A 19844-nucleotide genomic window follows, 5' to 3' on the forward strand; every position below is an offset into this window, starting at 1 on the left:
GTCACGGGTCCATCCGCTGGCCCTGACGCTCGGTCATTTTCTGCGTGACGCTTTGGGTTTGCTGCAATTCCCGACGCGCGCGGGCGCGCGTGATGATCGCCTCCGCTTCCTTCGCGTCGCCGGCGGTTTCCACCCACGCTTTGACCTCGTGCTTGGTGCGGATGTGATCGGCCGGCCCCATTTCCCGCACTCTCAGTCGGTCGGTGATGACCTTCACGGGGTCAGGTTGATTGCGCAGCGTCAGCAAGTTTGCCGCGCTGGGATCCGGGGTTTCGTTCGTATTCATCGGGAATCGGAATCAAATGGTGGCGCCGCGCGGGCGAAGCCGGACCTTCTTGTAACCGTTGGTGCAGTGGCGAACGATCGCTGTGTGGTCGGACAGGTTGCGAAATTCGTGTGGCTTGATCCGGAATTCCTCGGCCCGGGAATACGTGTACGCGGTGTGGTCGAGGTGCACGGTCCGGCTGGCCCGCTCGACCCAGCGCTTGCCGAGTGCGTTCGCGCAGCGGAAGGCGTCGGCTTCGGACGCCGCGCGATACATGAAAAGGTTCTTTAGGTTGAGCGCGAGCACCTCGGCCTGTTCTTTCGTTTGCGGCGGAACGAGCGATTCGAACGCCTGGGCGGAAACGATGAGCATGAGGAGGCAATCCCGCAACCGGTCCACGACGTTGAAATCGCTCGTGCCGTCGAAGCTGGCCGTGATGGCCGTCTGGAACTCGTCACCGACGTAAATGAGCTGGTTCAGCGCGTATTTTCGCCAGCCAGGAAGGGCGTACCGCCGCAGAGCGTGGCGGTACAGGAGCAGCTTCATCACCGTGAAAATGTACTGCCGCTCGGTGGTGAAATCCTGCGGCACGTCAACGCACAGGATCTTTCCCTTGTCCACGTCGGCCACGCAGCAGGTGTCGGGTGCGTTGCTGCTGAAGACCTCGGCCACTTCGGGCGTGCCGAGATATTCCAGGTAATTTTGCGAGGTGCCGATCTCGCCGGCGCGCTGCTCCTTCGCCTCGTGCTTCAGGTAGGTTTGCTCCAGCACTTCCGCCAACTGGATCCGGCGCGGGGTCGGCTCGAGCTCCGTGAGCTTGTCCAGCGCCGCTTTAAGCTCCTTTTCGGACGTGAGGAGCATGTAGGCATTGGTCGCCGTTGCGGGGCGTTTCAGGTCCGTCAGGAGTTCGAGCGCCCGGCCGATGTGGGCCGCGCCTTTGATCTTAAAGAAGCTGCGCTCGTCCTTCGGATTGAGCGCCGCGGCCGTGTCCACGAGGATCCGGGCGCGCGTGGTGAAGGGCAGCCGTACGTCCCCGGTGACGTTGAGCCGGTGCTGAGGCTCCCCGGGCGGATCATCCAGCGCCCGTGGATGCAGTCGAATCAGGTCGTGCTCGCGACCGCACTTTTTGGCGAGCCACTCGATGAAAAACCATTCGTCGCCCTTGTTGGCCATCACGATTCCGCCGAGGTGCGGATTGCGTTTCATGAGCGCCGTGAGCAGGCCGTTCATGCCGGTCGTCTTCCCCGAACCCGTGTCGCCGGTGAAGAAAAAGTGCCGGTTCGCCTTGTCGCGCGTCCACTGAAACCGCGCGAATTTCAGGACGATTTCCCATCGATCGGCGACGATTTCGCCGTGCGGATCGCGCACGAATCGGTTCCGATCGGCGAAGAGAAACAGGCTCGCCGCGATCACGCAGACGGCTCCGCCGACCGGCCAACGCCATGGATCCGAGAGCCGCTGAGCCGCGAAAACCCCGCTCGCTGCGAGGATCAGGGCGAGGAGAAGCGCGGCCGGTGCCTTCAGTCCGGGCTCATTGTGCCGGACGTTCCGCAGGATGAACCAGGCGGCTAATGCGAGCGCAAAGGTTGCGACCGCGAACGCGCCGACCGTGGGTGCGTGTGGGTGGTGCAATGCTTCGCGCAGGACCACAGATGGCGCAGGAATCTTGAGGGTCGCGATCATCGGCTCATGGCACATGAAGACGCGGCACTGTGGGCGTCGAGGGCCGGCATCTACTGAAAAATCAGTAGGCGCATCTGGCCGCCCGTTCAGAGTGACTTACGAAATCTCCGACGCCTTACGAACTCGTAAGGGTACAGCGTCTTGGCAGAATCAGGGGCGGGTGACGTTCGGTAACTAGGCCGGCTGATCGCAGCCAGCGGCGCTCGAACGATGATCCGGGAATACTGGAATCGCAGTAGGACGGCTCCGGCGAATTCAGCAGACCCGCGCGATTGAGTTTAGGCGCGTCCGCGAGCGACTTTTGCGGCATGATCACGGTCGGAGTCATCCGCAACGGTGCAACCTACCTTTCGCAGCACCTGAACAAAAACGATTACTGGACCGAGGGGGAGAAGGAGGTCCAGGGCGAATGGATCGGGCACGGCGCGACGTTGCTCGGCCTGGAAGGCGGCGTGCAGGAGAAACCGTTCGAGGCGCTTCGACGCAATCGGGATCCACGGACGGGGAAGCGGCTCACCGCCCGCGAGGACACGCAACGGGTCGCGTTCTTCGACGTGCAATTGTCGGCGCCCAAGGACGTGAGCGTGCTCGCGATGCTCGGCAACGACGAACGGATCGATGCCGCCTTCCGGGAGGCGGTCAAAATCGCGCTCGAAGAGATGGAGCGATTCGCAGCCGTGCGGGAGCGGCGCGGGGACGCGCGAGCCAGCGAAGCGTTCCGGCTGACCGGAAATTTCGCCGGCGCGCTGTTCTTCCACAACACGAGCCGCGATCTCGATCCGCAGTTGCACGCGCATGCCGTCTTCGCGAATGCCACCTGGGATGCGGAGCGCGGCGGGTGGTATGCCCTGCAACCCGCCGAGATGCTCCGCGCCTCCGGCTATCTCCGGCAGGTCCTTTATCGTGAGCTGGCCGCCCGGCTGCGCGGACTCGGGTATGAGCCGTATGACATGAACGCGAATGGGTTTTCGATTCGCGGGGTTGAACACCTGCGCGAGCGTTTTTCGAAACGCACACGGCGCGTGCAGCAGCTGGCGGACGAGTTCGCGCAGAAGAAGGGTCGCCGGCCGACAAACAGTGAATTGAGAATTCTCGTGCGGGAGTCGCGGGCGGACAAGCTGACGAACGTCAGCACGGCGGAGGTTCGCGCACGCCAGCGGGCCGAATTGAGTGGCGAGGAAGCGCAGGCGCTCGCTGGGTTGGTGACCGCCGCGCGCGGTCGAGCGCCGCGGCGGCAATGGTCGCAAGGCCAGACGCTGGCCGTCCTGGAGGCCGCGCTGCGCCACGTTTACGAGCGCAGCAGCGTCGTTCGCGAAGGCGAGATCCTGAACGCGGCGCTCGATCTCCACCCCGACTTCTATCGCTGGCGGGAGCTACGCCAGGCGCTCGAACAGCATCCGGAGGCGATTCGCCGCGACGGCGAAATGAGCCTGCGACCGATCCGACTCGAAGAAGCGGCCACGGTCCGGCGGGTCATGGAGGGGCGGAACACGCGGTTCCCGCTCGGCACGGCGTCGCATCTGCCGGAACGACTGACGCGCGGACAATTGGCCGCCGCGCGGGCACTGCTCGCCAGCAAGGATTTCGTGAGCGTCTTGATTGGCGACGCCGGCACCGGCAAGACGACCGTCCTAAGCGCCATCGAAGCGGCGCACCGGCAGGCCGGCGGCCAGCCGTTCCTGCCACTGGCGCCGACGACCCGCGCGCGGGAAGCGCTGGTGAGCGCCGGATTCGAGCACGCGGACACGGTCCAGCGTTTCCTCGTGAGCGAGGTCTTGCAGGCGCAGTCGGCGCGACGCGTGGTTCTCGTCGACGAGGCGGGACTTTTGTCGACGCAGCAATTGGACGGGCTCACCCGGCTCGCCGGGGAGCAGCGGGCGCGTCTGCTCCTGGTGGGGGATACGAAACAGCACTACAGCGTCCAGCGCGGCGATGCCCTGCGCAATGTGATCAAACACTCCGGCGTGCCGGTGGTCCGGCTGTCGGAGGTCCTGCGCCAGCGCGGCGAGACCGACCGGCAATTCAGCCGCATGCTGGCGTCGGGAGAGGTGATGGAGGCGTTCCACTATGCCGCCCGCCGCGGACTGATTCGCGAGTTGGGTGACGACGAAGCCCTGTTCACCCAGGCCGCCGAGCACTACGCGAGCAATCTCGCGCAGCGGGTCGAGACGCTGGTCGTCATCCCCTTCTGGGACGAAATCGAACGCTTCAACGTGCATGCGCGCGCCGCGCTGCGTCGCCGCGGACTGCTCGGCGAGGTGGAGGTGGTGCGCGAGGCGGTGAAGCCGGTCGGGTGGAGCGAAGAACAGAAGACGCACTGGGACCAATACCGGATCGGCGACCGATTGCTCTTCGTCCGGGATACGCGGTTCTTCAAGCGGGGCACAGCCGCCGAGGTGACAGCCATCCTGCCTGACGGGCTCCAGGTCACCGGGGCCAAGGGGCGTTTCGCGAAAATCACCCGCAAGCAGCGCGGAACCTTCGACGTCGGCCGTCCGCAGATGTTGCCGGTCGCGGTGGGGGACCGGCTCCTGATCCGCGGCCGTGAGGACGACCAGGAATTCGCAAACGGCGACTTCAAGGACGTGGCGCAGGTCGACCCCGTCAAGAACGAGATCCTGCTAACCGACGGAACGAAGCTGCCGGCGGAGTTTCGGGCGTGGACCTATGGCCATGCGCTCACGTCTTATCGATCGCAGGGCAGCACGGCCGAAGAATCGCTGCTCGTCCTCGGCGAGGTGGCGGAACGCGCCCTCATGCGCCGGCAGTTCTACGTCGGCAACACCCGCTACCGGGGCGCGCATCGGATTTACGTCTCGCACCGCGAGGCGATCTTGAACCGGCTCGCGCACTCCGATTCGGGTCGGGAACTGGCGACGGAATTTATCCAACGGCACCGGCTCACGCGGGCAGAGCAAATCGCGATGCGGCCGCTGTGGCGAATGGGCGACCGCGTGCGGCACATCTGGCGATCGGTCAGAGCGCACGTGGAAGAACTGCGTGAGGCGATGCATGAGAGAAGGGAGATCTGACCATGGAGCAACCTGCCTTCAAAAAACCACGGCAGCATTTCGACACGTCACCGCGACCGGTTCACGTGACGTTTGACGACGGAAAAAACCAGAGTCGGAATTTTCCGTGGGAACACTACATCGAGGGCCGCTGGGACTATAGCACAGAACCGGATACGTTGAAGATCGAGCTGGGCGACTGGGTGATTGTCATTACCGGCCACAATCTCCGGCCGCTCTATCTCGCCATCGAGGAGCGGACACTCATGCGGCTTCGAGCGCAGCCCGAACTCGCCGAGAGAATGGAGCGCGAGGCGGAGAGCTTCGCGACGGAAATTCACTTCCACAAAGCCACCGGAAAGGTTGGAAAGAGGAACGGGCAGACGGAGCTGGAACTCGGACAGGAGTAATGCGAATCGGCGCGACGATTCCACGAGAGAAAAATCTGCGCGACGTTTTACCGATGGAGAGACGCGGCGTAACTCGCCTACTGAAATTTCAGTAGATGCGCGTTCTTGAAGATGCGCGACGCTTCCCTCTTTTGACGGCCCGACGCGATTGAGTCCGTCGCCGATGCGAAGGAGTCAAGGGCGCGGGGAACGGCCCCCAGGCAAACGCCGGCAAGGAGAAATCAAAATGACAACGCTACTGATCGTGATGCCCTGGGCGGCATCGCTGTGCGGCGCGGTGATGATCGGAAAAGCACTGCGCCTTTGGGAAGTCCAGCCGCGAGGCGGCGAGAATCGGCGCCAGCTGTGGGTGCTGGCGGTCGCGGCGCTCGCGTTTCCGTCGCTCGCGCAGGCCCAGGCGGCGGATCTGCAGACCGCCGTGGAGTCGGGCAACGCGGTCATCATGTATCTCAGCGGAACGCTGGCCGCAGTCGGGATCATCGCCGCGGGAATCGCGATGATGATGGGCCGTCACGCCATCGCGAAATGGTCATTCGCCGGAGCGATGGTCAGTGGGCTGGCGTTCGCGATCGTCCGGACGATGTGGACCAACTTTGGGCTCACCGCGCCGGAAGTTGGGGCGTTCACCCCGTGAAAGTTGGTCGACACCTACATTGAGCCATGGACCGCACGCTTCCCAACGAGCACGATGCCAACCAGGGCGCCCAGTCGAAGGGCGAGTTCCTTGGCATGACCGGCAACTCGGGCTGGTATCTGCTCGGGTCGGCGGGGGCGTCGATCCTCATTGTCATCCTCTGCTGGGGCATTTTTGGGATATCGCTGCTTCTCTGTCTCTTTGTCGGCGTCGTGCTCTGCCTGCTTTCGGTCGCGTATGTGTTCACGCTCAAGAACAACAAGCCCGAGCACTACGACACCGACTTCTTCGAGTCGGTGCTGATCGAATCCGGGTTGCTGGAGCTGGCCTTTGGACCGCGGGCGCACCGCCCGGCGAATCCCTTCACGGGGAGCGCCGGGCCGGGAGCAGAACAGTCCGACGCGCACCGAAAACGCGCCGTCGAGGAACCGCGGGTGCGCAGGACCCGTGTCCCCGCGACCGGCAAGCCGGGGAAACAACGTACCGTTCAGGGCAGCGCGACGCCGAAAGGGCCCGCGGAGGAACCGGTGGTGAGATTGTCCAGTTACGAACGACTCCGTCAGGAGCTGGAAACAACGGAAGAGCTGCTGGAAGACGCGCTCGCCGAGCAAGGGGAGACTTGAACATGCGACTCGAACCGGTGGATGGCTACTTCGGCGAAGACGTCATCGTTTTCGAGGGCGTACCCGGCGGATTCATCGCGGCGGGATTCGACGTGACCGCGCCGGATTTGGAGAATGCCGATCCGGTTCATCACAACGCGCTCGAGTCGGATTTGATCGCGCTGCTCGCGGTGCTGAAGCCGGGCCAGCGGCTCCAGGTCCAGTGGGGCAACAATGGAGACTTCCGCCGGCCCTTGCTCGCTTACCGCAAGAACACGGTCGAGCTGGCGAAGAATCCGTGGACGGAACGGGTCCGAAACGAGGTTTTCGTGCGCGGTTGGAAGAAGGCCGATTCCGCCCTGCTGCGCCGGGAACAGCTCCGGCTCTATTTCACGATGCCGGTGACCGCCGACGCGCTGGCGCACAAGGCCGGCCGCCTTTCGATCGAAGCGCTCCTGAGCGCGTATCAGGAGGAATTTCACCAGATCGGCCGTTTTCTCGAAGCGCTGTTCGGTTCCGGCGGCCGGGTCCGCCGGATGACCGACGCCGATCACTTCCTGCATTATCTCGAATTCCTCAACCCCTCCCTAGCCGACCGGAAGATCACCGACCCGCTGGAGTTCTTCGATCCGGAGAAGTCGATCCAGGAAAACTGCTGGCATGGCGAATGCCGACCGCTGGAGAAGCCGGACACGGGGTTTTACCACGACGGGTATTACCACGGGATGCTGGTCCTCAAGTCGCTGCCGAAGCGCACGCGTCCCGGGATTGTGTACCTGCTGACGAAGCTCGGATTTCGCGACTACGCGATCACGGTCAACGTCGAGCCACTCGACGTCGAGCGGCTGATCGAGCGTGAGCAGAAGGAACTGACCCGCGTCGAGGGCGATTACGAAAGTCTGCGAAAGGTGAAGCTGCTCGCGGCCATGCAGACGAAGGCGGCGAAGATCGCCCGTTATTCCAGCGGCGAAAGCTCACCGTACCGCGTGCAGTATATCCTCCGCGCCTGGGACCAGTCGCGCGACGATCTGCGCGCCAAGCTGACGGCGCTCAAGGCCGCGATCGGTAACATGGAGCGCGCTGTGGCCTACGAGCCGGCGCTCGAACCCTCGGCGCGCAACTTTTTCTACAGTTCGTGGCCGGGCTGGTCGTTCAGCCGCTACTCCGCCCTCTGGCACGACTACGACGACGCGCTCGTCGCGAACATCCTGCCGTTCTCCTCGACCCCGGTCGGACACCTGGACGAGGCGGAGTTCATCTTCGAAGGGAACAACGGGAACCTGGTCGGCGGCCGGACGTTCGTCGGTGAAGGCAACAGCCTGACGCCGCAAAACGCCGTGGTCCTTGGCACGACCGGCTCGGGGAAGACCGTCCTCACGATCAGCATTCTCAGTCAGACCGAGTGCCACCGGGTGTTCACCATGATCGTGGAGGAAGGCGGGGCGTACAACGTCTACACGAAGACGGTCGATCCGAGCGCCGAGCCCATCGTCATCCAAGCGAACGGCAAGCTCACGATGAACTACCTCGATACGCGTGGAATGCCGCTCAGCGGTCTCCACCTGAGCGCGGCGGCGGCGCTGCCGATGCTGATGGTGGGGCAGTCGCGGGACGAAGACAAAAACAAGCTGCGGCAGGCGCTCGTCGTGAATGCGATCAGCCGGCTCTACGACGATTTCGCGCGGTGGTACGTGAACAAGCAGCCGGAAGCGTCGCTGCGACTCGCGCGACACGCCTGCGCGCTCGACGCCTACCGCCGGGAGCGGATGGGCCCGCAGGCGACGGACCTCGATGCGTTCCTCGAATTCGCCGAGTTTCGCTCGGCGAACGAAGACGAAGCCGAGAGTTTCCTGGCCCGCTTCTCCGAGGCGGAAGTCAACCGGTTCACGAAGGACGCCGCCACTGCGCCGCAGCTTCGCAATCTCGTCTTCGCGGACTTCGCGCCCGCCGACTACCCGCAGCATGGGCACTTGCAGGAGCTGCTCGCCGCCGAAGCCTCCGGGCCGCACGCCGAGGAGATGCGCTATCTCGCGACCCTGCTCGAACCCTGGAGTGCGAACGGTGCTTACGGCGAATTGTTCGATGGCGTGTCGAACGTGAATCTCACGGGCAAGATCGCGCACTTCGAACTAGGCTACATCCCCGAATCGGCAGAGGAGTTGAAAGCGGCGGCGGCGTTCCTGATCGCGAACTACACCCGCTCGCACATGATGCGGCTTCCGCGGGCCCTCCGAAAGGCGAACGTCTTCGAGGAAGTCGCGAGGTTCGCACTGATTCCGACCGGGAAGAAGGTTCTGCGGGAGTCCTACCAGCAACTCCGCAAGTACAACGTCTGGAATCTGGCCTCCGTCCAGAACTACGAGCAGTTCCGGAACTCGGACATCCGCGGGCCGGTGCTCGGCAACAGCCGCATCCTCTTCCTGCTGCGCCAGAGCGACCGCGCCGATGTCGAGGATCTGGCGAAGGATTTTCCGATCCCAGAAACGGTGAAGGACGCGGTGATGACCCATCCCGAGCCGGAGAAACTCGTGGGGTCGAAGTACTCGCAGTTCACGTATTATCATACCGACGAGCGCCGGCCGATGATCGTGACGATGCGCAACGTCGCCTCCCGGGAAATGCTCTACTGCGCGTCGAGCTCCGGTGCGCACTACGATCAGCGCGCGAGAGAACTCAAGGGCTACGCCAACGTGGTGGACGGAATTGTCGCGAACGCATGAAAACGCATCATGAAATTCAAGTTGAGGCCCAGCAGATCGACGCGGTTACCCGGCGCCAGCTGGATGAATGGCGCCAACGGAACGCCGACGCATTGCTCTCGGCGGAGTCACTCAGCCGACCGGCGACACGTGTCCTGTTCAGTTTCCCCCTGTCCCGCCGGACGAACCATCGTTCGAATGGCGGCGTCACCGAGCCTCACACTCAGCTGACGTGGCGGTGGATTGAGGGCGGTTTTGGCAGGGACCAGCCGGAGTACTACCTGGTTGAAGAGTGGGCAGAGACCACTCCGACCCGTGGCATCGTGGATCAGGTCGACGCGTTTGTGGACAGCACGAGCGACTCGGTGGAGGAGCTTCTGTTCGAAGGCTACAAGCAGGTGGAAGAAGACGCGCTCGCGGAACGGTTGACGCCGGTCATCAATCGGCTTGAGGAAGATCCTTCGGCCGACGCGGCGCTGGCAGCGATCGCCGACATCGAATCGATTTTTGACGCGCCGAATCTGTCTCCCGCCGAACGAATTCGCACGAAGGCGGAGATCCGGGCCTTTCTCGCGGGCCGGATGGACGCGATCGACTTCATCGACGCGGTGATTGAGCGGCAGTACCATCGCGAGCCCGCCCGCGAGACGATGGCCGAGCACCGGGGCCAGCGGCTCTTGATCGGCGAATCGTAGCAGAACACGCCTGCGAATCATCACATATCGAAAGGAGCTTTATGAGCCGCTTGTTGGATACTCTGGCTTATCTTCAGCCCTACGTGACCGGCCTCCTTGTTGCGGTCCTGATCCTGATGCTCTCGTCGGGCTGCGCCACCACGGGCGCGGATTCGGCCGGCCGCACGCGTGATTTCGCGACGACCGGCGCGACCACTGCAGCGGGCGCTTACGTCGGCGCAAAAGAGGGAAACGGAAAGTCGAAGAATGCGGCCGTCGGTGCGGCCGTGGGCTTCGTTGCCGGGGAGACGATCAACTATTTCAGCAACAAGGCGCAACGGGAGGCGTTTCTGGCGGGCTACGAGAAAGGTCAGTCGAACGCGGTCAAACAACAGTACTGGATCGCCCGGGAAAACCAGCGATCCCACGAGGGCGACGGTTATGAGGAGAGCTTGTACGAGATCAGCGTGCCGCAGAGCGACCGCGACGGCGTCCGGCGCGAACCAACGACGCGGGTCATTCGTGTTGTGATGCCGCGAAAGGAGTCTGGGTCATGAAAACCCGGTCGCTGCTTCCCGCGTCCATCCTGGTGCTGGGTGCGCCGTGCTCGGCGCAATGGGCCGTCATCGATGCCGCAAATCTCTCCCAGAGCATCACCAATTACGCCGCCTTGGTGGAGCAAATCGCGAAGGAGGCCGAGCAGATCAGCAACCAGATCCACCAGATCCAACAGATGCAGGACCAACTCGACCGGCTCGGCAAGATGGCTGACATCAAGTCGATCGTCGGCTTCGCCGAGTTCAGATTGGATCTGGATCTCCCGACGCGAATCAAGCTGTGGGCTGAAACCACGGCGAAGGTCGATGGCTTTGGAATCTTCGGCGACACCCGCGACGGAATCTTCCGACCTGTTCTCAATGAATTCCCCGACTTCGAGGGGGGAGTGCTGGTGCGTGACTCCGAGATCTACAAACCGGCGCACGAGATCACCACCATGGTGGACGAATTCAAAGAAGTTCAGGCGGATGCGTATGCCCGGCGGGAGGAGTTGCGGAAAGCGATTGCGCGCACCAGTGAAGCTTTGCAGGCGGCCGAAACTGATGCGGAGGAGAAGAAGTTGGAGGCCATCCTGAACGCGCAGTACAGTCAGCTGGCTGCCCTGGACTCCGAGGTCGCTTTGAGTGCCGCGGAGATCCAGGTCCGCGCCGCCGAATCGGTTGCGATGACGGATGCGCAAAACGAAGCCGATGCCGAGGCGCGGCGGAAGCTCGCACAGCAGGAAGCGGAGAAGGTCACCGCGACGTTCACCCCGTCATACGAGTCCATCCTGCTTTACGTGAAGGAAACCCCATACACTCCGTAAATCGGCACGAAAACCCGGGTGCATTGTCTCACCGCGCGATGGCCATGAAACTCATCCGCCCCCTGATCTTCATGATGGTCCTTACGGCGTTGGTCGGATGCACCGATCAGAAGGCCGAAGCCGAAACAGCCAAACAAGAGGCCGCTGCCAAGGCGCAAGCGGAAGCGGCAAAGACCGAAATGCAGAAGCTGCCGCAGACCTTCAAACCCCGCCACGACCGGAAGCTTACGCCCAGCAAGGACACGGACGCCGGCAAAGTGGAACCTAAGAAATAGGACTCTTCATGGCTGCGCCCGCCGGCAGCATTCTTCCCGACACTTACTTCGAAGGGCTTTCGAACCTTTGGGGCGCGTGTGCTTACGTCGCGAGCGCCATCGCGGCGACGGGGTTTGTGCTGCGTGGTCTCAGAGAGGGATGGGAGCCGGGCAACCTAATCAGGCTTGTCACTCGGCTATTCTTCGTCGGGCTCGCGACAATACTTCTTAGGGAGTGGCTGATTCGGCTGAATGACGTGGTAAGGGCCTTCGCCGATTTGCTTGGCGTCGATCCCACAGCAGTGGACGAGAAGTTCGTTCAGTTCCTCGCGGGACGATCACCCACTGCGGGTGAGGTCAGCGTGTGGGACGTGATCTGGGAAACGGGTTCGATTGGCACGGCCATCTGCTACGCACTGCTCTGGTTATTTGGATGGCTGTCGTGGGGTGTACAATACATCGTGAATTTGTTCCGTGACATTTTGTTGTCTGCCGGTTGGTCGCTCAGTCCGCTCTTTCTTTCGTTCTTCATGCTTCGGACGATGGAAGGGGTGGGCCGCAAGTACGTCATCGGTTTGGCTGCGCTGGTGTGCTGGCCGTTCGGATGGGCGATTGCTGCAGTCGTCACTAACGCCATGTTGGACGCTGCGGCGAAAGCCAGCCTCATTCCGATCGTGATCTCCCCGTCGTCAATGGTGGCTCCTATGCTCACCGTCCTATTGATCGGCGCCTGGATGATTCTTAGTTCATGCTTGGCTCCGTACATTACAATGCGCATGCTCCTGGCGGGTGCGAATCCCGCTGCCGCGTTCGGACAGGGAGTGGGCGGTGTCGCTCAAGCCGGTCTGATCGGTGGCGTTGGGGCGGCGACTGCCGCCGTGACCGGCGGTGCTTCGGCTGCTGTCGCGGTCACGGCGGCAGCCGCCGGCGCGATGGCTGCGGGAACCGAGTCGGCCGCTCGTGGAGGGGGCTTTCCTCAATCCACCGCAACCGCAGTCGGAGGTATGGCGGGATTCTATCGAGGTCAGTTTGTCCGACGCCAGACTTCGGCGATGGCGGAAATGGCATCGGCGGACAGTCGCCGTGCCGCCGCAGTCGAGGCTTTCACAGCTCAGTTCTCGGAGAATTCACGCCAACGGCACCAGCGGCCGAGCAACTTTGCTCATCAGCCGCATCACCCGGATCCAAACCAAGCTGCCATCGAAATCGAAGCCCATGCTAAATCGTAAATTCACCGAAGCCTTGGAGCGGCAAGCTCGCGCACGATCTCGGCTGGCCACAGCCGAGGAGAAGCTCGTTGCGCTCTTCATATCCCCAGAACCGAAACGCACTGCGCCAACCGGTTCTGTGTCCCGCCCCTGCGTCAACGTCACCCCACCTAAACAGCCCCCAAGAAAGTAATGCCATGATCGCGCAGCCCGAGCCCCCAACGGCGCGCACACCACCGCTTGCCGCCAGCTTCGGCAAACCGAAGTCCACGTTGCTGGCGATCTTCACGCGGCAGCGCCGCCAGTCGCTGATCTGGTTTCTGGTCGCCGTTGCGGCGTGGGTTTGGGCCGCGTGGGACCGACACGCATTGATCGAGCAACTGACGCGCAAGCGGGAGGTGGTGGTGATCGACAGCCTCGGCACCTACTACGTCTCTCCGGTCGTCGATATCCAGCGCGCGAAAGACGTGCACGCCTTGCAGACGAAGCTCGCGTGCAAGGCGCTTTTCGAACGCAACCCCGAAGGACTGGACAACCCCGAGTTGTTCAAGGTGCTCTTCTTGAAAGAGGCGGCGAAAACGGCCCAGGCGGCGATCGACAAGACCAAGCCGGAGTTTGAGGCGAAGTCGCTGCACCAAAAGGTGGAGACGGGGGTGCCGGAGATTCTGAGCACCCGCGACAATGCGTTCTATACGGCGGTGGACGTGCAGTTGATCCGGGTCGGTGCGTTCCAGAACGCGCCGATCACGGAGGTGCTGCGTTACCGGGTGAAATTCAAGTTCCTGCTCAATCCCGATCTGACGCGCAACGGCCGGTTCCCGACGGCGGTGGCCGCGTTTCAGGTCGAGCCGGTCACCCGAACTTAGGAGTAGTTATGCGGACGGCACTCCTGGGATTTCTCGTGGCATTTTCGGGCGTTTCCGCGCAAACGATTCGCGAGTTTGTGCTCGATCCGCACGTCGCGATCGATCTGCCCGTCTCGCGCGAGGTGACGACGATCACGCTGCCGGGTGCGATCACCGCGATCGCCGGAGCGGACATGCTGATCGATGACGGCGGCGCGGCGACGGAGGTCGAGGAGGGCACGCGGTTGCGGTTCCATGTGACGCACGCCAAGGGAGCGAACTTTCTCCTCGTGCAGAGTCTGCAGCCGGACGCGACCGCGACCCTCACCGTCATCTTCGAAAACGCGGCGCATGTTCTGCAACTGCGGACGGTCGCCACCCAGCCGGTGGCGAGCGCGATATTCAAACGGCCGGTGGTTGGGGCGCCAGTGAAGCTTTCCCGTCCGCCCGAGCCGGTGCGATTCACGCCGCGCATTGGGTTGAGCCTCCTGGATCGCGCCCGGGCGTACCCGGTGCTCGTGAAGTCGCTCCCCGCGGCGGTCGAGGGCGTGACGCTGCGCGCGCAAGGCCGGAAGGTGGAGCTGCCAGACTTGGAGATCGAGGTCCAGGAAGTCTACCGCTTTCCCAAGGAGGATGCAGTCGTGTTCCTCTTGAACCTCCGGAACCGGACCGACCAAGTGCTCGAGCTGGCGCCGAGCACCTTTGCGGCTCGGGTCGCGAACGAGAGATTCGCGCAGTCGATCGCCAACGGTCCGCGTACTTTGCAGCCGGGCGAAGCCGCGGAAGCCGAGTTCGCGATCATCGGGATGCCCGACGGCACGCGCAACGATCTGAGCGCGGACAACGCCTTCACGATCCTCATCCACACCGTCCGGCGCGAACCGGCCGACACCGCTGCGGCCGCTGCCGCGGCGTCCGCGCCTCCGTCGTCATGAATCCGCGCACCCTCCGGAACTTTCTGACGAGCAAGTTCGGGCTCTTCGTCGTGTTCGTGATCGTGCTGTTCACCGGGCTGGCGCTCTACGGCCGGCATCAGGCCGCGGAACGGCAGGCGGCGCGCCTGGCGGCGCAGAGTACCAAGAAAATCGAGATCGGCCGGATGCGGGCGCCGCTCAGCGAAGGGCTGGAGGACGGCGTGCCGCAGGAAGCGCGGCCACCGGGCGCCGCAGCAACGGCGGCGAACGGCGGCATCGTGCCGTTTCGTCCGGTCCCTCCACCGACAACGGTCGCGAGGGAACGCGCCGCGCCGCCAGCGCCGCCACCGGAGAAGCCGCGCAAGATCCGCTATCCCTCCCTGCTGACGGCCTACGAGCCGTCACCGTCTCCGCCGCCACGGGAGGCGCCCCCGCCGGAGCGATTCATCCCGTTCGGCACGCTTTTGAAATGCAAACTCGTCAACACGGTCGACAGCGCGAACCTGGCTACCCCGGTCATCGCGGTGCTGCTGGAAGACGTGTGGCAAAACGGGGAGCGGGTGATACCGGCCAATACGCTGGTGCACGGCAGCGCCCAGGCCGGGCGGCTCCGCGACCGAATCACCGCCGCCGGCACCTGGCGATTTGTGTGGCAGGATGGGCGCGAACTGGCCTTCACCGGCGTAGCATTGGATCGTGAATACGATCACGACATCGACGGCTACGGGATCACCGACGGCTCGGCCGGGCTGAAAGGCCGGCTGATGGCGGCGGACGATCTGCAGGAATTGAAGATGCTGGCGGCCGCCGCGCTCAGCGGGTTCGCGCGCGGGACGCAGGACCGCACCCAGACCGCGCTCGGCAGCACGATCACGGGTTCCGTTTCGAACGGGGTGCGCGAGGGCGTGGGCGAAGTGTTCGAACTCTACGCGCACCGCACGCTGAAAGACATCGAACAGAACGGCTACTTCGTGCGCGTGCCCGCGGGCAAGGAATTCTACGTCTACGTCGTCGAAACCGTCGATCCGCAGCAAGCCAAGGTCGCCGGTGTGAAACTGAAAACGTCGGCGTCCGCGCCGGAGCCCGTGTCCGCCGAAACGAAGGGATGAGCATGCACCGGGTCTATTTCCTCTTTGTCGTCCTGAGCGCTGCGGGCTGCGCGACGTCGCGGCCGGTGGCGGACGCGACGGTAAGCGCCGTGGACGCCGCGCCGACCGCACGCATCCGTGAAGCGGCCGCCACGCAACTCGTCGAGACGCGCTACGAGATTCGCGGGTATCGCGATGCCGACGACCCGTGCGTGCGGCACGAGCCCCACGCGGTCTATCGCGCCACCCGGCTCCCCGCCGGTCGGTCGGAAGGGGCATGGTTGACGACGGTTCCGCGGAGCGCCTTCGCGCCGGCGAGCTATGCGCCGCTACCGCCGAGCGACGAACTGGCCGCGGAACTCGCGGCGCAAAGACAGATCACGGCAGAGTTGCGCGCCGTTCGGGCGACGATCGCAACGACCGAGCAACAGGCGCAGGCGCAGTTCGGCAGACTCGTCACTCAGGCGGCGGAAACGGTCACGCTGCGCCGCCAACTCGAGCAGGAACGGGCCCGCGTGCAGGAACTGGAGGCGCGTCTGCGCGGGCCACGCCCGGCGACCTCCTCGCCGGCGACTGCTTCGTCTGCCACATCAAGCGGCGGCCAGCCAAGGTGGTGAACCCCGATGACCGCCGCCCACTCCAGGGAAACCCTGCGTGCGCTGCCGACCCGGCTGCGTGGGGCGATCATTGGGCAGGACGAGGCCGTGCGCACCGTGGTCGAGCGGCTCCAACATGGTGAACTCGGGTTGACCCAGCGCGGCCGACCGAAAGCGAGCTTCCTGTTTCTTGGTCCGACCGGCGTGGGCAAGACGGAGCTGAGCCTGCGGTTCACGGAAGATCTGATCGGGCCGGGCCGTCTCGTGCGGCTGGACATGTCGGAGTACCAGACGCCGGATCGGCTCGGACTGCTGCTTGGCACCTCGCGAGACGATCCGGGCCGGATTGCCGAAGGGTTCGATGCGTGTGCCGGCGTGGGAACGCTGCTCTTCGATGAAATCGAAAAGGCGCACCCACGAGTTTTGAATATTCTGCTGCAACTGCTCGATGTCGCGCGGCTGACGACCGGCGGCAACCGGGTGCTCGATTTCTCGCCCTGGTATTGCGTGCTCACGAGCAACCTCGGATCGCAACGCATCCTGACGATGCGCAAGTCGAAATACGAAACCATGGAGCGGCTGGTGCGGCAGGAGGCGCAACGCGAACTCAGCCCGGAGTTGTTCGCCCGGATCACCGCGACCGTCGTTTTCAACAAGCTTGGCTACGAGGCGCAGTGCGGCATCGCGGCGGCGATGCTCGCGAACGAACTGCGCGAGCAGGCCGCGCGCGGCTACGCGATGACGGCCGACGCGAACGCGGTCGAAGTGATCGTTCAGCAGGGTTACGATGATCGACTCGGCGCGCGGCCGATGCGCGATGCGACGGAGCGGCTGGTGCGCAATGCGCTCGCGGAGGATTTACTCAACCAGGGTCGCGGGATCGGCCGGTTGCGAGCGCATCCGGCCGGAATCAAGCTGGAGCTGCTGCCGGCCGCGACGGCAGCCGCCGCGTGAAAGGAACCATGGATATGTCCCCTACTACTTCGCTCCGCATCGTCGTCCTCAAATGGGACCGGCTCTACGGCGATCTCATCCGGCGCCAGATTTGGGACGTCTGGCCCAACGCGGTGGTGCAGGTGTTTCAGCGCGGGCTGGCGGCGCTGGATGCCATCCAGGAGGCGACGCCAAATCTGTTCATCGCCGGCGTCAAGATCGAGGACATGGACGGATTGGAGCATCTGGAGCCGTTCACCCAAACCGAACTGCCAATCCTGATCGTCACCTCCCGGGCCGATGCCCGCACCTTCAAGATGCTCCGTCACGTCCGTTACGACGGAATCTACGATGGGTCCTCGGAAGGACTGGAGCATCTCGCCCCAGCGCTGCGCCAGGCCATGCAGCACCGGCTTTACGTCAGCCCGGCTCTGCTCCCTTTTCTGCAGGAGCGTAGGAGCACCACGTTGGACGCGCTGACTGAACGGGAGCAGATCGTGCTCTCGGTCATCGGCGACGGTTCCGACAACGCCCAAGCCAGCGAACGGCTCGGCATTTCCGCGAAAACCGTGGGGACGCATCGCGAGGCAATCATGCGCAAGCTCGGGTTGCATCAGATCGGGCAGCTCATGCTGTATGCGCTGCAAAATGGCTACGTGCTGGTGACCGCGAAGGGTGTTTTCTACCCGGGGTTTCAGCGTCGCTTTTGCCACGGCAAGGACAGTTCCGCCCTCACCGGGTCGCGCCTGTCCTAGCGGAAGCGGTTGCCGCGTTTCTGCATTCGAGTGCGTCCCGTCACGGTGTTATCACCGCAGCGCCTGCGGCTCGATCACGGTGGTGAGCGCGGCTTGCGCGAGCTGCTGTTGCCGACGCCGCAAAAAAAAAGGCGGCCGGTGGAACCGGCCGCCGCGAGACCGAAGCGGCGTCATGCTTCGGCTTTCGCTTCCGCGAGCCGCGTGAAGATGAACGTATGCGCCTGGTCGGCGAGCTTGGCCACGAGCGGGAGGTCATCCCGGCCGAAGCTGTCGGTGTCGTGGTAAGCCTTGGCGTCGTCCACGTAGGTGCGGGCGAACGTCACGTTGTAGAATTTCTTCTGGTCCGCTTCGTTTTCCCAGATGGCGGCTTTGATCCGGCCGAGCCGGAAGGTCTGCACCGGGAGCTTGGAGCTGGTTGAAACGTTCTTGGCGGGCGTGGCGGCTTGAGCGTTTTTGGAGGACATGATGGTTCCTTTTTGAGTTCTGAGGAGCGGGATTGCTCTCTCGACCCGAGGCGGGGGTGCCGGTCGGCGCGAGGGCACAGCTTGGGGGATTCCTTTCAAGGAGAACCGAGATGGGCCTGTCCGCTTGCGGCGCGGCGACGGGAGGTTCCGCCTGAGAGAGCAAGCCGGCTCGAGGCAAAAAGGACCGGAATGCCCTTCGATAGACGCGGACGCTACGTCTCCAGGAATGCGGGAAGCTCCTCCTCCCGCCGCAGCTTTGGGTCGGCCGCCCCCAAGGGCGAACGAAGCGCACGGGAAATCTGCTGCCTCGTTCCCTGGCACCTTCGTGGAGAAGGAAGAGCGCTCCACGTCACTCGGCCTGAGATCTCCGTCGCGGCCGGCCAAGCATGCGGCGGAGAGGTTCGGCCCGCCTCTGTGCGGCTTTGTGTGGGCCATCGCTCGCCGGGGCGGCAGGAAGCGCTAAGGCTGGACGGTCGTGATGAAGTCCCCGATGGCGGCGTTCACCCAGTCAGGCTCCTCATGCACGATCCAATGGGTGGCTGCGGGGTGCCGGTGCAGCGTCAGGTGTGCGACGAATGATCCCAAACCCTCGAGGTTGGACGGACGCAGCGCGGGATCGCGGTCGCCCCAAAGCACCAGCGTCGGGACCGCGATGCGAGCTTGGCCGGACGCGGCCGCCTCTTTTGTCAGCGCGCTCGGGTTTCGGTAGTAGTTCAAACCGGCCGTAAGCCAGCCCGGTCGCCGCCAAGTGTCGAGGTAAGCTCGCCGGAGTTCCGCGGGAAACATGTCCGGCTTGGCACTCGTGCGGTACACCATGGCGCGTAGCGCTGCGAAGTTGAAGGCGCGCAAGACGACCTCGGCGACGCCGCGCAATTGGAAGAAGCCGGCATAGCTGCTGGCAAGAACCTGCCGAAGACTGCGCTTGAGCTCGCGACGGAACACCGCCGGGTGCGGCGCGTTGATGATCACCATCCGCTCGATCAACTCGGGGCTCTCCCGCGCCAAGACCCAACCGGCAATGCCGCCCCAATCGTGCCCCACGATCACGGCCGGTCGGTCCGGCGACAGCGCGCGGATCACGCGGCGGACGTCATCGACGATCAGCGGCAGCGCGTAGTCGGCGCGATTGGGCGGCATGTCGGAGAGGTTGTAGCCGCGCAGGTCGAGCGCGACGGCCCGGAACATGCGGCCGAACAGCGGGAGCTGCCGGTGCCAGGCGCACCAGCATTCCGGGAAACCGTGGAGAAAGAGCATGAGCGGTCCGCGTCCGATCGCGGCCGCATGCAGCGCGATGCCTTGGGCTCCCTGGAGCGTGAGATGTTCAAGCTGATCGAGATTCATGCCGGGCGCCACGAGCGAACCTGCGCAGTCCGGACGCGTTTTCAAAATGGACGGCGAACTCGCAAACCATGGCGACACGGATCTGGTGTCATGCGACCGGGCACA

Annotated in this window: 20 protein-coding genes; 16 read left to right on the forward strand and 4 right to left on the reverse strand. The window is 64.0% G+C overall.

The features are described from left to right. Nucleotide 1: 1 nt before the first annotated feature. Nucleotides 2-286 carry a hypothetical protein gene (locus OTER_RS06075; protein WP_012374017.1) on the reverse strand — a complete coding sequence of 95 codons (285 nt, stop codon included), beginning with the start codon at nt 284-286 and terminating at the stop codon, nt 2-4. A 12-nt stretch (nt 287-298) separates the two neighbouring features. Then, nucleotides 299-1948 (reverse strand): type IV secretory system conjugative DNA transfer family protein, encoded by a 1650-nt coding sequence (locus tag OTER_RS06080; RefSeq protein WP_012374018.1) that lies wholly within the window; start codon nt 1946-1948, stop codon nt 299-301. 308 nt (nt 1949-2256) lie between these two features. On the opposite strand from OTER_RS06080, the gene mobF reads away from it, so the two are divergent. From mobF to OTER_RS06160, 16 genes are all read left to right on the forward strand, one after another. After that, the gene (gene mobF, locus OTER_RS06085; protein ID WP_012374019.1) at nt 2257-4980 is read left to right on the forward strand and encodes a MobF family relaxase; all 2724 of its coding nucleotides are present in this window, start codon (nt 2257-2259) and stop codon (nt 4978-4980) included. Nucleotides 4981-4982: 2 nt separating this feature from the next. Further along, on the forward strand, nt 4983-5369 hold the full coding sequence (locus OTER_RS06090; RefSeq protein ID WP_012374020.1) for a hypothetical protein: 387 nt from the start codon (nt 4983-4985) through the stop codon (nt 5367-5369). 226 nt (nt 5370-5595) lie between these two features. Continuing rightward, nucleotides 5596-6003, forward strand: a complete 408-nt coding sequence (locus OTER_RS06095; protein ID WP_012374021.1) for a hypothetical protein — start codon at nt 5596-5598, stop codon at nt 6001-6003. A gap of 26 nt (nt 6004-6029) precedes the next feature. Continuing rightward, nucleotides 6030-6626, forward strand: a complete 597-nt coding sequence (locus tag OTER_RS06100) for a DUF4133 domain-containing protein (RefSeq protein WP_012374022.1) — start codon at nt 6030-6032, stop codon at nt 6624-6626. 2 nt (nt 6627-6628) lie between these two features. Continuing rightward, nucleotides 6629-9325: a VirB4 family type IV secretion/conjugal transfer ATPase gene (locus OTER_RS06105; RefSeq protein WP_012374023.1), complete on the forward strand. Its 2697-nt coding sequence runs from the start codon at nt 6629-6631 to the stop codon at nt 9323-9325. Continuing rightward, the gene (locus OTER_RS06110; RefSeq protein WP_012374024.1) at nt 9322-9999 is read left to right on the forward strand and encodes a hypothetical protein; all 678 of its coding nucleotides are present in this window, start codon (nt 9322-9324) and stop codon (nt 9997-9999) included. The genes OTER_RS06105 and OTER_RS06110 overlap by 4 nt, the downstream gene beginning before the upstream one ends. A gap of 41 nt (nt 10000-10040) precedes the next feature. Further along, nucleotides 10041-10535 (forward strand): YMGG-like glycine zipper-containing protein, encoded by a 495-nt coding sequence (locus OTER_RS06115; RefSeq protein WP_012374025.1) that lies wholly within the window; start codon nt 10041-10043, stop codon nt 10533-10535. After that, entirely contained in the window at nt 10532-11341 is an 810-nt protein-coding gene (locus tag OTER_RS06120) for a TrbJ/VirB5 family protein (protein WP_012374026.1), read from the forward strand. Before OTER_RS06115 ends, OTER_RS06120 begins: the two co-directional genes overlap by 4 nt. A 44-nt stretch (nt 11342-11385) precedes the next feature. After that, nucleotides 11386-11616: a hypothetical protein gene (locus OTER_RS06125; RefSeq protein ID WP_148218028.1), complete on the forward strand. Its 231-nt coding sequence runs from the start codon at nt 11386-11388 to the stop codon at nt 11614-11616. A gap of 8 nt (nt 11617-11624) precedes the next feature. Continuing rightward, a complete protein-coding gene (locus OTER_RS06130; protein ID WP_012374028.1) occupies nt 11625-12824 on the forward strand; it encodes a hypothetical protein in 1200 nt (399 codons plus the stop codon). A 176-nt stretch (nt 12825-13000) separates the two neighbouring features. Next, the gene (locus tag OTER_RS06135) at nt 13001-13669 is read left to right on the forward strand and encodes a hypothetical protein (protein ID WP_012374029.1); all 669 of its coding nucleotides are present in this window, start codon (nt 13001-13003) and stop codon (nt 13667-13669) included. Between the two features lie 8 nt (nt 13670-13677). Then, nucleotides 13678-14583 (forward strand): hypothetical protein, encoded by a 906-nt coding sequence (locus OTER_RS06140; protein WP_012374030.1) that lies wholly within the window; start codon nt 13678-13680, stop codon nt 14581-14583. Beyond that, nucleotides 14580-15671 (forward strand): TrbI/VirB10 family protein, encoded by a 1092-nt coding sequence (locus OTER_RS06145; RefSeq protein ID WP_012374031.1) that lies wholly within the window; start codon nt 14580-14582, stop codon nt 15669-15671. The genes OTER_RS06140 and OTER_RS06145 overlap by 4 nt, the downstream gene beginning before the upstream one ends. Beyond that, nucleotides 15668-16267: a hypothetical protein gene (locus OTER_RS06150; protein ID WP_012374032.1), complete on the forward strand. Its 600-nt coding sequence runs from the start codon at nt 15668-15670 to the stop codon at nt 16265-16267. The genes OTER_RS06145 and OTER_RS06150 overlap by 4 nt, the downstream gene beginning before the upstream one ends. 6 nt (nt 16268-16273) lie before the next feature. Next, entirely contained in the window at nt 16274-17200 is a 927-nt protein-coding gene (locus tag OTER_RS06155) for an AAA family ATPase (protein WP_012374033.1), read from the forward strand. Between the two features lie 8 nt (nt 17201-17208). Then, nucleotides 17209-17934: a response regulator transcription factor gene (locus OTER_RS06160; protein ID WP_237702452.1), complete on the forward strand. Its 726-nt coding sequence runs from the start codon at nt 17209-17211 to the stop codon at nt 17932-17934. Between the two features lie 170 nt (nt 17935-18104). Here OTER_RS06160 and OTER_RS06165 read toward each other — a convergent pair whose 3' ends face one another. Next, on the reverse strand, nt 18105-18398 hold the full coding sequence (locus OTER_RS06165) for a hypothetical protein (RefSeq protein ID WP_012374035.1): 294 nt from the start codon (nt 18396-18398) through the stop codon (nt 18105-18107). Nucleotides 18399-18857: 459 nt separating this feature from the next. Then, complete coding sequence (locus OTER_RS06170) at nt 18858-19784, reverse strand: alpha/beta fold hydrolase (protein ID WP_148218029.1); 927 nt, start codon at nt 19782-19784, stop codon at nt 18858-18860. Between the last annotated feature and the right edge of the window lie 60 nt (nt 19785-19844).

This window comes from Opitutus terrae PB90-1 (assembly GCF_000019965.1).
Lineage (GTDB): Bacteria > Verrucomicrobiota > Verrucomicrobiia > Opitutales > Opitutaceae > Opitutus > Opitutus terrae.

Coding starts and splice junctions, on each gene's coding strand:
- OTER_RS06090 (WP_012374020.1), top strand. CDS start 4,983: ATGGAGCAACCTGCCTTCAAAAAACCACGGCAGCATTTCGACACGTCA.
- OTER_RS06135 (WP_012374029.1), top strand. CDS start 13,001: ATGATCGCGCAGCCCGAGCCCCCAACGGCGCGCACACCACCGCTTGCC.
- OTER_RS06125 (WP_148218028.1), top strand. CDS start 11,386: ATGAAACTCATCCGCCCCCTGATCTTCATGATGGTCCTTACGGCGTTG.
- OTER_RS06115 (WP_012374025.1), top strand. CDS start 10,041: ATGAGCCGCTTGTTGGATACTCTGGCTTATCTTCAGCCCTACGTGACC.
- OTER_RS06145 (WP_012374031.1), top strand. CDS start 14,580: ATGAATCCGCGCACCCTCCGGAACTTTCTGACGAGCAAGTTCGGGCTC.
- OTER_RS06095 (WP_012374021.1), top strand. CDS start 5,596: ATGACAACGCTACTGATCGTGATGCCCTGGGCGGCATCGCTGTGCGGC.
- OTER_RS06100 (WP_012374022.1), top strand. CDS start 6,030: ATGGACCGCACGCTTCCCAACGAGCACGATGCCAACCAGGGCGCCCAG.
- OTER_RS06165 (WP_012374035.1), bottom strand. CDS start 18,398: ATGTCCTCCAAAAACGCTCAAGCCGCCACGCCCGCCAAGAACGTTTCA.
- OTER_RS06140 (WP_012374030.1), top strand. CDS start 13,678: ATGCGGACGGCACTCCTGGGATTTCTCGTGGCATTTTCGGGCGTTTCC.
- OTER_RS06080 (WP_012374018.1), bottom strand. CDS start 1,948: ATGATCGCGACCCTCAAGATTCCTGCGCCATCTGTGGTCCTGCGCGAA.
- OTER_RS06150 (WP_012374032.1), top strand. CDS start 15,668: ATGAGCATGCACCGGGTCTATTTCCTCTTTGTCGTCCTGAGCGCTGCG.
- OTER_RS06105 (WP_012374023.1), top strand. CDS start 6,629: ATGCGACTCGAACCGGTGGATGGCTACTTCGGCGAAGACGTCATCGTT.
- OTER_RS06075 (WP_012374017.1), bottom strand. CDS start 286: ATGAATACGAACGAAACCCCGGATCCCAGCGCGGCAAACTTGCTGACG.
- OTER_RS06160 (WP_237702452.1), top strand. CDS start 17,209: ATGGATATGTCCCCTACTACTTCGCTCCGCATCGTCGTCCTCAAATGG.
- OTER_RS06120 (WP_012374026.1), top strand. CDS start 10,532: ATGAAAACCCGGTCGCTGCTTCCCGCGTCCATCCTGGTGCTGGGTGCG.
- mobF (WP_012374019.1), top strand. CDS start 2,257: ATGATCACGGTCGGAGTCATCCGCAACGGTGCAACCTACCTTTCGCAG.
- OTER_RS06155 (WP_012374033.1), top strand. CDS start 16,274: ATGACCGCCGCCCACTCCAGGGAAACCCTGCGTGCGCTGCCGACCCGG.
- OTER_RS06130 (WP_012374028.1), top strand. CDS start 11,625: ATGGCTGCGCCCGCCGGCAGCATTCTTCCCGACACTTACTTCGAAGGG.
- OTER_RS06110 (WP_012374024.1), top strand. CDS start 9,322: ATGAAAACGCATCATGAAATTCAAGTTGAGGCCCAGCAGATCGACGCG.